Annotated in this window: 9 protein-coding genes; 5 read left to right on the forward strand and 4 right to left on the reverse strand. The window is 70.5% G+C overall.

The annotated features are described in order from the left end of the window. Positions 1-66: 66 nt before the first annotated feature. Positions 67-807: an NIPSNAP family protein gene (locus tag M1203_RS12270; protein WP_249949657.1), complete on the forward strand. Its 741-nt coding sequence runs from the start codon at positions 67-69 to the stop codon at positions 805-807. 18 nt (positions 808-825) lie between these two features. Here the strand turns inward: M1203_RS12270 and M1203_RS12275 are convergent, their stop codons facing one another. After that, positions 826-1,830: a translation initiation factor 2 gene (locus M1203_RS12275; protein ID WP_249949658.1), complete on the reverse strand. Its 1,005-nt coding sequence runs from the start codon at positions 1,828-1,830 to the stop codon at positions 826-828. Positions 1,831-1,907: 77 nt separating this feature from the next. On the opposite strand from M1203_RS12275, the gene M1203_RS12280 reads away from it, so the two are divergent. Both M1203_RS12280 and M1203_RS12285 read left to right on the forward strand, forming a co-directional pair. Further along, positions 1,908-6,428: a peptidase C14 caspase catalytic subunit p20 gene (locus M1203_RS12280; RefSeq protein WP_249949659.1), complete on the forward strand. Its 4,521-nt coding sequence runs from the start codon at positions 1,908-1,910 to the stop codon at positions 6,426-6,428. Positions 6,429-6,473: 45 nt separating this feature from the next. Next, positions 6,474-7,886, forward strand: coding sequence for a hypothetical protein (locus M1203_RS12285; protein ID WP_249949660.1), 1,413 nt, complete (start codon positions 6,474-6,476; stop codon positions 7,884-7,886). Between the two features lie 62 nt (positions 7,887-7,948). Here M1203_RS12285 and M1203_RS12290 read toward each other — a convergent pair whose 3' ends face one another. Then, positions 7,949-8,863 carry a LysR family transcriptional regulator gene (locus M1203_RS12290; protein WP_249950019.1) on the reverse strand — a complete coding sequence of 305 codons (915 nt, stop codon included), beginning with the start codon at positions 8,861-8,863 and terminating at the stop codon, positions 7,949-7,951. 89 nt (positions 8,864-8,952) lie between these two features. Here M1203_RS12290 and M1203_RS12295 point away from each other — a divergent pair, with 89 nt between their 5' ends. Then, on the forward strand, positions 8,953-10,278 hold the full coding sequence (locus M1203_RS12295) for an aspartate aminotransferase family protein (protein ID WP_249949661.1): 1,326 nt from the start codon (positions 8,953-8,955) through the stop codon (positions 10,276-10,278). Between the two features lie 88 nt (positions 10,279-10,366). Here M1203_RS12295 and M1203_RS12300 read toward each other — a convergent pair whose 3' ends face one another. Next, complete coding sequence (locus M1203_RS12300; RefSeq protein ID WP_249949662.1) at positions 10,367-10,789, reverse strand: Rid family hydrolase; 423 nt, start codon at positions 10,787-10,789, stop codon at positions 10,367-10,369. A 93-nt stretch (positions 10,790-10,882) separates the two neighbouring features. Here M1203_RS12300 and M1203_RS12305 point away from each other — a divergent pair, with 93 nt between their 5' ends. Beyond that, the gene (locus tag M1203_RS12305; RefSeq protein WP_249949663.1) at positions 10,883-11,401 is read left to right on the forward strand and encodes a MarR family winged helix-turn-helix transcriptional regulator; all 519 of its coding nucleotides are present in this window, start codon (positions 10,883-10,885) and stop codon (positions 11,399-11,401) included. A gap of 21 nt (positions 11,402-11,422) precedes the next feature. Here the strand turns inward: M1203_RS12305 and M1203_RS12310 are convergent, their stop codons facing one another. After that, positions 11,423-13,348 (reverse strand): glycoside hydrolase family 76 protein, encoded by a 1,926-nt coding sequence (locus M1203_RS12310; RefSeq protein ID WP_249949664.1) that lies wholly within the window; start codon positions 13,346-13,348, stop codon positions 11,423-11,425. Between the last annotated feature and the right edge of the window lie 152 nt (positions 13,349-13,500).

The following is a 13,500-nucleotide window of genomic DNA, read 5'->3' on the forward strand; positions in this document are numbered from 1 at the left end:
CGCCCGGCTCCGACCGAACGAGCCGGGGACGCGCGCCCCCGGAAGAGAACTGAACAGGAGCCCCCCGTGCCTCCCACCCACCCCGTCGACCGCCCCACCGTGATCGAGCTTCGCCGGTACACGCTGCGATCCGGTCGGCGCGACGAGCTCATCGAACTGTTCGACCGGGAGTTCATCGAAACCCAGGAGACGACCGGGATGGTCGTGCTCGGCCAGTTCCGGGACCTCGACGATCCGGATTGCTTCGTCTGGCTGCGCGGGTTCCAGGACATGGCGGAACGGCACCACGCGCTGACGGCCTTCTACGGCGGCCCCGTCTGGGCCGAGCACGGTCCCCAAGCCAACGCCACCATGATCGACTCCGACGATGTCCTTCTCCTGCGTCCCCTGTCGGACGGGGGCGGCTTCGCTGTCTCGCCGTCCGAGCGCCCCCGGGCCGGCGCTCCGGAACCGGAGCGATTCGTGTCCGCCACTGTCTGGTCGTTCCCTCTCGGACGACACGACGGCATCGAACTGATCCGGGACGGTCTCCTCCCCGTGCTCCACAAGACCGGACCGGCGCCGCTCGCGACCCTCATCACCGAGACGGCACACAACACCTTCTCCAGGCTGCCGGTCCGCACCGGAGAGAACGTCGCCGTGGTCTTCACCTCGTACCCCGACGAGAGCGCCTACCGACGGCACCTCGCCGATGTACAGGCCCATCCCCTCGTACGGGACGAGATCCTGCCGGGCATCGAGCGGGAGCAGACAGCGGCCCCCCGGATACTGCGCCTGGCGCCCACAGGCCGCTCGCTCATCTCCTGACTGCCAGGGCCTCGGCTGTCACAGACCCCGGCGTTCGATGACGCGCTCCTCCGCCTCCTCCACCTCGAAGCGGGCCGCCGGGTCGCCTCCCGCCCGCCGTACGGCACCCCGTACCAGGGCGAGATAGAAGAGGGCGGGGGCGCAGGGGGTCCAGGTCTCGGCCGGCTGTTCCGCCATGAAGTCGAGTACCGACTCGGGGTCGGCGGTGACGAAGGCGAAGCGGTCGTGCTCCCACTTGTCGCCCACGCCGCGCGTCCAGCGCAGCCGCAGTGTCTTCTCGTCCAGGTCGGGCAGCACGGCGCGGAAGAAAGCCGCCCACTGGTTGTTGCGCAGGTCGAGGCCGAAGCCCAGGAGTTCCAGGTCGAGCGTGTCGGTCGTGTGCACGGCGAGCTCTTCGAACATGGCCCGCCGGGCGACGGCGTACAGGCTGATCGGGCTGCCGTCGTCCGGGAGATCGTGATCCCGGGCCATGCCCTCGTTCGCGGAGGAGTTCCAGCGTGAGCGGTTCGGCCCGACCACCTGGGCGCTGCGGTGGGAGAAGAGCATCTTGCCGTCCCGGCCCGTCTCCAGCGCCACGTTCACACCGAAGCTGCAGTTCATGAAGGGGGGTGCCAGGACCGGGTCCCGGCTCTCCAGATACTGCTCGCGCAGGGTCAGCCCGTTCTGCTGCGTACGGTCCAGGTTGATCGACGTGGTGAGGAAGTCGTAGTAGTCGGCGTCCTGGAGTGTGAGGGTCACGACGGGGTCTTCGGCGAGGTGGGTACGGGTCACGACGACGCGTTCGACGGCGAAGCGCGTGTTGTTCCAGCGATGCGGCCGGCCGAGGGCCTCCTTGCGTTCCTCGGCCTCCTGGATGGCATGGCGCCAGCCGCCGATCTCCTCAGGGAACTCCACCCGCTGCGGCCGGTACTTGACGCGGACGTCGTCCTCCTTGATGGGACGGGTCCCGTCGCCCTCGTAGATATGGCAGTCCGTCTCGCGGCCGACCACGGTGAATCTGTCCCGATGCACCCGAGGAGTCATCAATAATCCTTTGCAGCAGACGAGTTGATAGCTTGCATGTATCCGCACACCAGACCCGGACATGATACGGACGTGCTGTGGCCGAGCCCCTGGCATTGATCAGATCCGAGCGACGCGCATCCGCTCTGGTGGGTACGGTGGCGGTGTCCCGGTACGCCCATCCCCCGGGCGGCCGTGCGCTGCTGCCGGACCTGCGGAACGTGGCGGAGGTGCGCCGACGGTTCACCGAAGTCGCCCGGAAGAGGCTGGACTTCGGCGACGCGGTCCGTATCGACGAGGAGGGCGCCACCCGGCGGCGGCTCTGGGAGGGGCTGGAGAGCTTTCTCGCCCATGACGCCGAGCGGAAGATCCTCTACTGGACGGGTCACGGGGTCGACATGCGCCGCGAGGGCTACTTCCTCGCCTGCGAGGACTCGGCAACGGACGGATTCTTCGACCCGGAGCGAGCGATCGCGCTGACCGATCTCGTGGACCGGCTCCTGCGACCGGACTGTGAGACGGACACCCTGCTGATCGTCGACGCCTGCTTCTCGCACGGTCACTTGTCCCACGCACTGGAGCATGCCCTGTCGTCGGAACGGGCGAGCGTGCGGTGGGCGCGCAGGAACCGAAGGACCGGGTTCGTCGTCATCGGCACGTCCGGGATCGATGTGTCGGTGCCCGACGGACGCTGGGTCCGATGGCTGGAGGATGTCCTGGCCACCCCGGACTTCGTCGCGGCGGACCACGCCCGCCCCTTCGACAGCGCCGCGCTGTATCTGCCCGTCCCCTATCTGATCGAGGCGGTCGCCGCCGCGGCGGCGACCTCGGGCCTCGACGAGCCGGCGCAGCGCCCGGGCCACACGGAGGTACGGTCGCTGCCCAACAGCTTCCTGGACAACCCGTTCTTCGTCGACGGCAAACGGCGCGTCTACACCCCCGCGCTGCTGCGCGGCAGTGAACCATGGCTGGGTGCCGAGCAGTTCGGGCTTGAGGACGACAGCCATCTGCGGCGCCACTTCGCCGGACGGCATGGAGCCCTCGGCCGCGTGGTGCGCTGGATGGACACCCATCCGAGGGGGCTGCTCGCGGTGACCGGGCCCGCCGGTGCCGGCAAGACGGCCCTGCTCGGCCGCCTCGCCCTGACCTCGCTTCCGGGGTGGCGTGAGGCCATCGGACCGGAGTTGGTGCCCTCGACCTTGCCGAGAGCGGGAACGGTACAGGCGGCCCTGTCCTGCCGGGGGCAGTCGCTGCACTCGCTCACGGCGGCGCTGTGGCAGGTGTTGTCCCGGCTCGACGGCATGGACCCACTGCCGGGCACCGCGGTGACACCGGAGAAGTGCCGCGCGGCGGTCGACGAACTCGTTCAGCGTGCGGGCTCCCTGAATCTGCTCTTCGACGCCCTCGACGAGGCGATGCCCGAGCAGGCGCACGACATCGCCCGGCATCTGCTGAACCCCCTGTCCGCACTGTGGGGCGTCCGGGTGGTCGTCGCCACCCGCCCCCAGCCCCGGCGCCGTACCAGCGCGCGGACGTTGGAGGAAACACTGCTGGACACGCTCGATCAGAGCGTCGCTCCTCTCGTCCTGGGGGACGACGAGGAGGCCAGGCACAGCATCGCCGGCATGGCCGCCTCCGTCCTGGACCGCGTGGGCTCGCCCTACCACGGGGAGGAGCACAGCTCCGAGCGGGAGTGGATCGCGGGGCGCGTCGCGGCCGAGAGCCGTGGCTCGTTCCTGGTGGCCCGGCTCGCCGCTCGGGAACTCGCCCGGCGGCTCCGGGCGGTGACCGAGGCGGAACTCGCCGAGTGGATGCGCCAAGGAGGGATGGCCCTGAGCGAACGCCTCGCCGAGGAGGTGGGACATCTCACCGCCCAGCTGGACGCGGAGCGCGCCCAGGAACTCCTGCGCCCGCTGGCCGTCGTCCAGGGGCGTGGGCTGTCCCGTCGCGGACCGTGGCTGATGCTCGCCAACGCGCTGCGCGACGCGGGCAGTCCGGAACTGACGGCCGGGGATCTGCGACGCGTGGTGCTGAGCGCGGCGGGCGGTATCGTCACCGCCCAGCCCGCGCCCGACACCCAGGACACCGTCCATCACCTGGCCCACCCCAGCTATGGGGCGTACTTCCTGCGGCAGGCCCGCCTCGACGCGCCCCAGGCGCACCGCACCGTGGTGCGGGCGCTGCGCGCGCGGGCCGGGGAAGGCTGGTCCGACGCCGACGCGTACACGCTGCACTATCTCGGCGCGCACGCCGCGCAGGTCGGAGTGGAGGAACTGCGGGCGCTGTTCGAGGACGTCGAGTTCCTTCTCCGGACCAGTCCGGACGTCATGCTGCCGCTCGCGTCCACCCTGGCCCGGGAGTGCGACGGTGCGGCCCTGTACGGGCGGGTCGCCCATGCCTTCCGCGACACCGCGGACCTCACGGCCCGCAAGGCGCTGTTACGGGCGACCGCGTTCGTCAGCCACCGCGAACGGTCGTACCGGACCCTGGAACGGATCGACGGGTTTCTGCCGTGGCGGGAGTACTGGACGGACATGCTGCCCGACCCGGTCGAGTGGCGCAGGCCCGCTCCGCTGGGCGGGGCGAGGGCGCTGAGCTGGCGGGGCGGCACGGGGCCGGCGGAACCGCTGTCCGGGGACACCCTGGCCGCGGGGGGCCGGGGCGAGGTGCTGATGCTGCATCCGGAGTCGGGCCGACGGCTCCTCACCCGCCGGACGCACGGCGCGGACCGGGAGCGGGGCGACGCGCTCACCGAGGTGCGGGAGGTGGGCACGGGGCCGCATTGGATCACCGTCGCCCGGGACGGCCGGGCGCTTTACTTCTGGCGGTCCGACTCCCGGCTGCCCGAGTACGTCTATCACTGGGGCGGCGCGGTGCGCAGCCTCGCCGCCGCCCAACGGGCCAAGGAAACCGTTGTCCTGGCCGCCGACGGCCGGCGGGTGTGGTTGTGGCGCTGGCAACGGGGCGCCACGCACCGCGGGGACGAGAGCCTGGTGGACATCAGCATGGCCGACGCCGAGCGGCTGGCCGCGCTCGTGCTGGGATCCCGGCTGTTCGCCCTGGTGGTGGGGCAGCGAGCGATGCTGTACGAGGCCGACCGGAGGACCGGTCGGACCGGCGGTCTGCTGACCGAGGGCACGGATCTCGGCGACCTCACGGCGCCCGCGCTGGCCGCCGCCGCGACCGCGGCACCCGAGGGCGCGCCGTCGGCGAGGGAGGGCGGGAAGCTCGGCTGGCTCGCGGTCGCGGACGGCAGCGAGGTCCGGGTCTGGCGGTGCGAGACGGACGACCGGGCGCCGTCCGCGCTGCCCGTGGTGAACCGGGTGCGGCTCCTCGATTCCCCGGCCCGGGGCATGGCCTTCGGGCACCATGGCGATCGCACGCTCCTGGCCCTGCTCGAAAACCTCACGGTCCGCGTCCTCGACGTCGAGGACCAGCGGTACGAGGCGCGGTTCCGGCTGAGTGAACCGAGGGACGAGGCCATGGCCTTCGAACCCGGTGGACAGGGAGTGCTGGCCCTCGCCGACGGTCCCGACATCCGGATGCTGGAGGTGGGACCGGTGATGGCGCCGAGTAGTGGCCTGCCCGGGCGCCCGCACGACCAGAAGCCGCTGGTCGCGCTGGCGGGGGCGCCCGAAGGACCGCCGCTGCTGTGCCGTGTGTGGGGCGAGCGGATCCTCGTGTCCCGGCCCCGCGACGGCGCTCCCGCCACCGGCCCGGCCGAGGTCCTCACTCACCTCGCGCAGGTGACCGCGGTCCGCGCGGTGCGCTGCGCCGACGCCTGGATCGTGGTCGCGGCGGCGCGGCGGACCGTACGGCTCTGGCGGTTGGCCGACGATCTGTCCGTACGGGCCGAGCACGATCTGACGCTGGGCGGCGACGCCGGCAACCGGGTGCCCTCGCTCGGCCTGGTCGTCGACCGGGCCGCCGACAGGCTCCGGATCTACGCGCCGGACCGGCAGCGCATCGATCACGCGGAGATGCCGGTCGACGCCTCGCGGGGGTGGCTCAGAGGCGAGCCGGTTCCGGCGGGACTGCGTTCTTGCGCGGTCGATGCCCGGGGGATGCGGGACGGCACGATATGGCTGGCCGCGGACGTGGGGGACGAACTACTGCTGTGGGAGCACCGGGAGGGCCGACTGGAGATGACCGCGCGCATCGCGCTGCCCGGCCGGGACGAGGACGCCGAGCCCACCCGGCTCGCACTGGGTGAGCTGTACGACCCGGACGACGAGGAGTCCTTCCCACTGCTGGCCTGGGTGGACGGCGGCAAGGTCAAGGTCGCCGAGTTCTGGGGCGGGGTCGAGACATGGCAGAACCTTCCGGGCACGGTACGGGGAGTGACCTCTCTGGTCTTCGGCGGTGCCCCGGAACGGCCACTGCTGCTGGTGTGCGACGAACGCGCCGCGCCGGCGGTGTGGGACCTGCGGGACAGGAGACGGCCGCACGGCGACGGGGTGCCCCCGCGCGGCTACGCGGTCCGGGCGGCGGACGCCGCGCCGGACCCCGACGGTCTGGTGGTGGCCCTGCAAGGAGACCACCGCTGCGACCTGATCCGGCTGCCCCACGCCTTCTTCGCGGACCGGATGACGACCGACAGCACGTCGGAACAGCCGTGAGGCACGGACAGAAAAGAGAGAGAGCGGACAGTGAAGCACGACCTCGTGGTGTTTGTACCGGGGATCCTCGGCAGTCGGCTGACCAGGGACGGCAGGGACGTCTGGAACCAGTCCAGGCAGGCTCTGTTCCAGCTCCGGCGGCCGGGACGGGCCATGGCGGGTATGGCCCTGCCGCCGGACATCGGCGACGACCGTCCCGACGAGGAGCACCGGCTGGTGGCGGAGGGACTGCTGAAGTCCCCGGACGCCATGCCCGGGCTGCTCTCCTGTCTGGGGTACCCGGATGTCAGGGCCGCGCTCGGCGCTATGGCCGAGGGACAGTACGTGCCCTTCGCATACGACTGGCGGCTCTCCAACCGGCTGGCCGCCCAGGATCTGAAGGCACGTGTCGAGCGCGAGCTCGCCCGGTGGCGCGAGCAGGCCGGCCACCACTACCCGGGCCACCCCGACGAACCGAAGGTCATTCTGATCTGTCACTCGATGGGGGGTCTGATCGGCCGCTACTACCTGGAGTGCCTGGGCGGCCGGGAGACTGCCCGCACCCTGGTCACGCTGGGCACGCCGCACCGCGGCGCCGCCAAGGCCGTCCGGTTCCTGACCGGCAACGGCGTGGGACCGCTGCCCGGTGACGGCGGACTGCGCCGGCTGGGACTCGGCGCGACCGGCCGTGTCGTCAACGAAACGCTGCGCGAACTCGCCCTGACCCTGCCCTCCGTGGCCCAGCTGCTGCCCGTGTACGACGCGGTCCGTATTCCGGGCAAGAGCCGGCGGCGCCACCTCAACGACTCCCGTCACCCGGTGCCGGACCTGCCCACGGCCCTGGTCAAGGACGCTTTCGCCTTCCACGACGAGTTCCGGGACGCCCGCGAGGCCAATCGCCGCGGCGACGCGGGCGGCCGACTGCCCTACCGCGTGCACTGCCTCGGGGGAATGGCACACCCGACGGTGCACGGAGTCGAACTGTCGCCCGACGGCTTGCGGTTCACCACGGATCTGGACGCCGGCCGTCCGTGGTCCGGTGACGGGACGGTGCCGCAGGAATCCGCCTTCGCCGGCTGGGCGCTCGACTACAAGGAGGACGGGATCTGGAACGGCTACCGGCACGCCGACATGGCCGGCGGTGGTGCTGTGGGCCACCAGCTCGCCGTCATCAGGGAGGGCCTGCCGGCCGGCGACATGCTCGCGGCCGACGAGGAGTTCGGCCTTGAGGTCCCCGAGTGCGCGGCGGCCGGCGAGCCGTTCGAGGTGCGGGCCGTGGGATCGGGTCTCGCTGACCGGAATCTGCGGGCGGTGCTGCGCCGGGACGATGTTCCGTACGGCGATCCTGTCGCCTTCGTCCCCGACGGTGAGGCTTTCCGCGCGGAGCTGGAGGGCGGTCCGGGGACCTGGGTACTGGAAGTGGTCTCCGAGCGCCCGCGCACGGTGTGCCGGGAGGTGGTCACGCTCATGGCGGCGTGAGGATCGTCCAGGGCAGGGTGCCCCGCTGGTGGGAGGGACACCTGCCACCCGGAGTCGGTCGATCAGTCATGCCCCGGCAGCGGTGGGTGCGGATTGTGCCGCAGCGCGTCCAGCACGACACGCACCGCCGCGCGAGGTGGTGTGCTCCGGCCGCTGCGGCGGATCGCCGCCGTGATCGTGCGCGTCACAGGAGTCGCGAGTGCCCTGGTGGCGACGCGATACCGGCGGTCGACCGCCAGGCCGGGCAGCAGCGCGATCGACAGCCCGGCCTCGACATGCTGCAAGGTCATCATGTAGTTGCTGAACCGGCACACCACCCGTGGCTCGAAACTCGCTTGACGGCACAGTCGAAGCGCGAGATTCGCCATGTACGACTGGGGCATGTCGAACGCCCATGGCTCGTCGGCGTAGGCCGCGATGTCCACGGTGCCGCGGCCGGCCGCGGGATGCCCGGGCGGTGTCACCAGCAGGATCGGGTCCGTGGCCAGCGGCACGAGGTCGAGGTCCGGCCCCAGGGGCAGCTCGTCGAAGTTCGTGGTCGTGATGATGATGTCCACGTCGCCACCGCGCAGCGCGGGCATGCTCTCGTGCGGTTCCAGCTGCAGCAGCTCGACGGTGAGGCGTGGATACTCGCGCGCCAGGCGGGTGACCGCCGGCACGGACATGGTGTGGATGGCGCTCTGGAACGCCCCCATCCTCACCAGCCCGGCCGGTTCTTCGCCAAGCCCGCGCAGCTCGGCCTCGACGGCGTCCATGTGATCGAGTATCGCCCGCGCCCGTCGCGCCAGGATCAGCCCGGCCGGGGTCAGCCGTACCCGCCGCCCCGTTCGTTCCAGCAGCTGGGTACGCGTCTCGGCCTCCAACAGGGCGAGTTGCTGGGAGACGTTCGACGGGCTCAGGTTGGCGGCTTTGGCGACCGCCCGAACGGTGCCCAGCGTGTCCAGCCGGCTCAGCAGCCGTAGCCTCCACGGGTTCATCACGCGCCCATTGTTGTGCGGTTCCACCGAACAGGAAAGCCGGAATCGCGAGATGGACGTGTCGCTCGGCGCGACTTACCGTCAGAGGCATGGCTGCTTCGACCGCCCCGCCGTCCGCCGAATCCTTCTGGTCCGATGCCGAAAGGCACCTCGTGCGCTACGGCGGCGAGTTCACCCGCGAGATCATCGACCGCGCCGCCGGAAGTTTCCTGTTCACCGCGGACGGCCGGAAGATCCTCGACTTCACCTCAGGCCAGATGAGCGCGCTCCTCGGCCACTCGCACCCGGCGATCGTCGCGACCGTCCAGCGACAGGTCGCGACCCTTGATCATCTCTACAGCGGCATGCTCAGCCGTCCGGTGGTCGACCTCGCCCGGCGGCTGGCCGACACACTGCCCGCGCCGCTGGAGAAAGCGCTGCTGCTGACCACCGGCGCCGAGTCGAATGAGGCCGCGATCCGGATGGCCAAGCTCGTCACCGGCAAACACGAGATCGTCTCGTTCGCGCGGTCCTGGCACGGCATGACACAGGCCGCCGCGTCCGCCACCTACAGCACGGGGCGCAAGGGCTACGGCCCGGCCGCCCCCGGCAACTTCGCCATCCCCGTACCGAACGCGTACCGGCCCGACTTCACCGCGGCCGACGGCTCGCTGGACTGGAATCGTCAGCTCGACTTCGCCTTCGACCTGATCGACGCCCAGTCGACGGGCAGCCTGGCCGCGTGCCTCGTCGAACCGATTCTGAGCTCGGGCGGCATCATCGAGCCGCCGGTCGGGTATTTCGCGGCCCTGCGGGAGAAGTGCCGGGAACGCGACATGCTGTTGATCCTGGACGAGGCTCAGACGGGCCTCTGCCGCACCGGGACCTGGTACGCGTTCGAGCGCGACGGTGTCGTCCCCGACATCCTCACCCTGTCCAAGACGCTCGGCGCCGGACTCCCCCTCGCGGCCGTGATCACCAGCCCCGAGATCGAGCAGGAGGCGCACAGGCGCGGGTTTCTGTTCTTCACCACGCATGTCGCCGATCCGCTGGTGGCCGCGGTCGGCAATACCGTCCTCGACGTCCTGCTCGCCGACAAACTCGACGAGCGCGCGCGGTCGCTGGGCGCGTTCCTCCGTGACGGCCTGGCGGACATCGCCGGACGCCACGCGGTCGTCGGCGACATCCGTGGCCGGGGCATGCTGGCCGGGCTCGAACTCGTCGTCGACCGCGAGACGAAGCAGAGCTCCGACGAACTGGGCAGCCGGGTCACCCGACGCTGCCTCGAACTCGGCCTGCACACAAATATCGTCCAGCTCCCCGGCATGGGCGGAGTCCTGCGGATCGCACCACCGCTGACCGCCACCGAGGACGAGCTCTCTCTCGGCCTGACGATTCTGGACGAGGCGATCGGCGGCGCCCGCACCGGACCCTGAGGACTCCGGAACTCCGGAACTCCGGAACTCCGGCGCGACGCCACCGCGATGCGGTGGTGTGGCGTGGCGTGGTGTGCCGGTGTGCCGGTCAGCCGTCGCGTCGGATGATGGCGGTGACGCGGATCTCGACGCGCATCGTCGGGGCACCGAGGGCCGGCACACCGGTCTCGGTCCAGATGGGCGCGCGGTCGCCCATGCGCTCGCGGAACTGTTCCACCATGACGCGGTTGTGGACCTCTCCGATGAAGTCGGGGGCGTCGGGGATGTGGTAGGAGTTCACGGCGATGACGTCACGCCACGTGGCGCCGGCCAGGTTGAGGGTCCGCTCGACATTGGCAAAGGCCTGGACGATCTCATCCTCAAGGGCCTCAGGGAAGTTCCAGTCATCGTCCCACCCCCCTTGGCCGGACGTCTCGACGCGGTCGCCGATGCGAACCGCCTGGTTGTAGTGCATGTTGGCCAACTGCGTCTCACCGTATCCAGGTGTGGCGAAGAACTCCGGCTCGCTCATGGCACCCCTCTCAATCTTGACTTCAAGCGTGAAGTGAAGATACCATGATTTAACTTCACGCGTGAAGTCACGACCGTTCGATAGGGTGCCGCCATGGCCGAAACCTCGAACCCCGACCCCCCCGAGGACGCCTCCGACAGCGCGCTGTGGCTGACCGCGGACGAGAAGGAGGCATGGACCGGGCTGGTCTCGCTGGTCCTGCTGCTCCCGGGGAGGCTGGAATCGCCGCTGCACCAGAAGACCGGCCTGACCCTCTTCGAGTACCTGGCCCTCAGCCACATCTCGGAGGCCCCGGAGCGCCGGCTGCGGATGAGCGAGCTGGCCTATCTCGCCAACGGCTCCCTCTCGCGCCTGTCCAACGTCGTCAAACGGTTCGAGCAGCGGGGCTGGGTGGAGCGTTCGCCCGACCCCGACGACGGCCGGTACACCGTCGCCGCCCTCACGGACGCCGGCTACGACGTGGTGGTCGCCGCCGCGCCCACCCACGTCCGCTCCGTACGGCAGTACGTGCTCGACCCACTCCCCGCCGCCGACCAGCAGGCACTGGTGCGCATCGCCGCCAAACTGCGTGATCGACCGGGCGAGTCGGCCTCACACTCCACCGGGACTTGACGCCCCCCGCGGGTACGCGTGTCAGGAGGCCGCGGTGAGCGCGCCGAGGGCGCTGGCCTGAGTACGCCAGTCCGTCTGGTTCGGACTGCCGCCCGCCCACCGCACGCCGAGGGCGTTGAGCGAGTCACGGTCCGTGGCCCACAGCGAGTCCGCCTGCCGTTGGATGTAGGAACGGTAGGCGGCGGATCCGGTCGCGTGCTGAAGGTCGTTCAGGAACCGCATGAAGATGCCCTTGAACTGCTTCTGGTTGTCGTCACAGGCCGCCTGACCGACATCGCAGGACTCGGTGAGCACCCCGTTCGTGGTCAGTCGCGGGCTGGACATCGCCGCATCGGCCAAAGTACGGGCGGCAGCGAGCAGCGAACTGTCGCCGGTCACCTTCGACGCCTCCAGCAGGCCGCCGATGGCGAGCCCCTGGTTGTAACTCCACACCGTGTCACCGTTGTTGCGGCAGGCGGAGTTCAGCCCGTCGTTCACCAGCCCCGAGGAGTTGATCAGCCCGCTGGAGCGGAACCACGCCGCGGCCGTCGTCGCCCGCTGCCCCCACACGGTGTCGCCGCTGATGCGCTGGTGCAGTGACGCGGTCAGCCACAGGTACTGCCCGTTGGTCACAGCGTTCTTGTACGTTCGCTCGCGGTCCCACCACACTCCGCCGCCGCAGGTGCTGGTGTCCCAGTACTGGTGCACGTAACTGGTGATGGTCACGGCCTCGTTCAGGTAACGGGAATCGTGGGTGTAGTCGTACGCGGCCAGCCAGGCCATCCCCCACCAGGCGGCGTCGTCGATCGCCCGGCTGATGAAGTGGCCCTCGATCGGGTCCGTGCCCCGCGCGCCGGCGGGGAACGTTCCCTTGTTCTGGTCGAAGGTGCGCGCGATGACCCAGTCGTAGTCATGCGTTCCGGTGCGCCGGGCGAAGTCGATCAGGGAGGTGAGGGTGGCGGCGGAGTTCCACCAACTGCTCTTCCACCAGCCCTCGTACGGGTTGTAGGACGACATCAGTGCGTCCGCCGCCGCGCGGGGCCTGGACGGCACCGGCCTCACCCACGCGGTGCAACTGCCCTCCTGGTGACTGGCCTCCCGGCCGCAGGCGCGCACCGCGCCGCCGTAGAGGAGACCTCGGGGGTCGCGGGTGGCGAACATCGTGGTGTGGGTCGCGGTCGCTCCGGCCGGCACGCCGGTGCGGCCGAGCGAGGACCCGTCCGGCCAGCCGCTCCCGCCGTTCCAGGAGCGGTCCAGCCATATCTCGTCGCCGGGGCCGCCGCCTTCGATGCTGCCCCAGGCCATGGAGTTCTTCTGGTCGACATGCAGCCGGATGGTGCGGCCATACAGAGAAGTGGGGGGTACGGGCTGGTCGTCGCCCGCGGCCTGCCCCGTGTCGACGCCGTCGCACAGGGTGTCGCACACGCTCTTGTAGGCCCAGTTCGTGCAGGCGACGGCGTTGGCGTCGCCACAGGCGCGCACCAGGCCCCGCCGGTTGCTCACGGGGTCGGTGATGTTGTACATCAGTGTTCTGGTACCGGTCCACGTACTCGGGATACTCGCCTTGCCCAGAAGCGGTTCCCAGGTCGCACCGCCGTCCCAGGAACGGTCCAGCCAGACCGAGTCACCCGTGGTCCCGCCGTCGATGCTCGCCCACGCCATGTCGTCCACGTCCGACACATGCAGCTCCAGCCGGCGGCCGTTGAGGTCCTTGTCCGGCACGGGGAAGCTCTCCTGCCGGGCGAGCGAGGGATCCCGTGTGTCGCAGAACAGGGCACACACCGCGGCGGAATCGGCGGAAGGGGTGGAGGCAGAGGAAGCGGTGGAAGCGGTGGCGGTCGCCGATACCGGGACCAGTACCGTGGCGGCGACGACGGTCGCCAGGAGGAACCTGACCAGGTGTACTCCCACAGCCGCGCCCGGCAGGGAGCGCCGCGATCGGCGACCGACAACGTTGTCTGCTGGCATGTCCGGCATCGAAGTCGCCTCACTCTCGTGGCAGGGATCCCGATGAGCGTGCGTGCGCATCGATCACACGACGGCGTCGCGAGTCGACCGGGGCCCTGGGCTGATTCGTACCTATTCGAGGAAGTGAAGCGCCTTGACAGGTCACTGTCAAT

Origin of the sequence: Streptomyces sp. 35G-GA-8, assembly GCF_023534745.1 — a bacterium.
Taxonomy (GTDB): domain Bacteria; phylum Actinomycetota; class Actinomycetes; order Streptomycetales; family Streptomycetaceae; genus Streptomyces.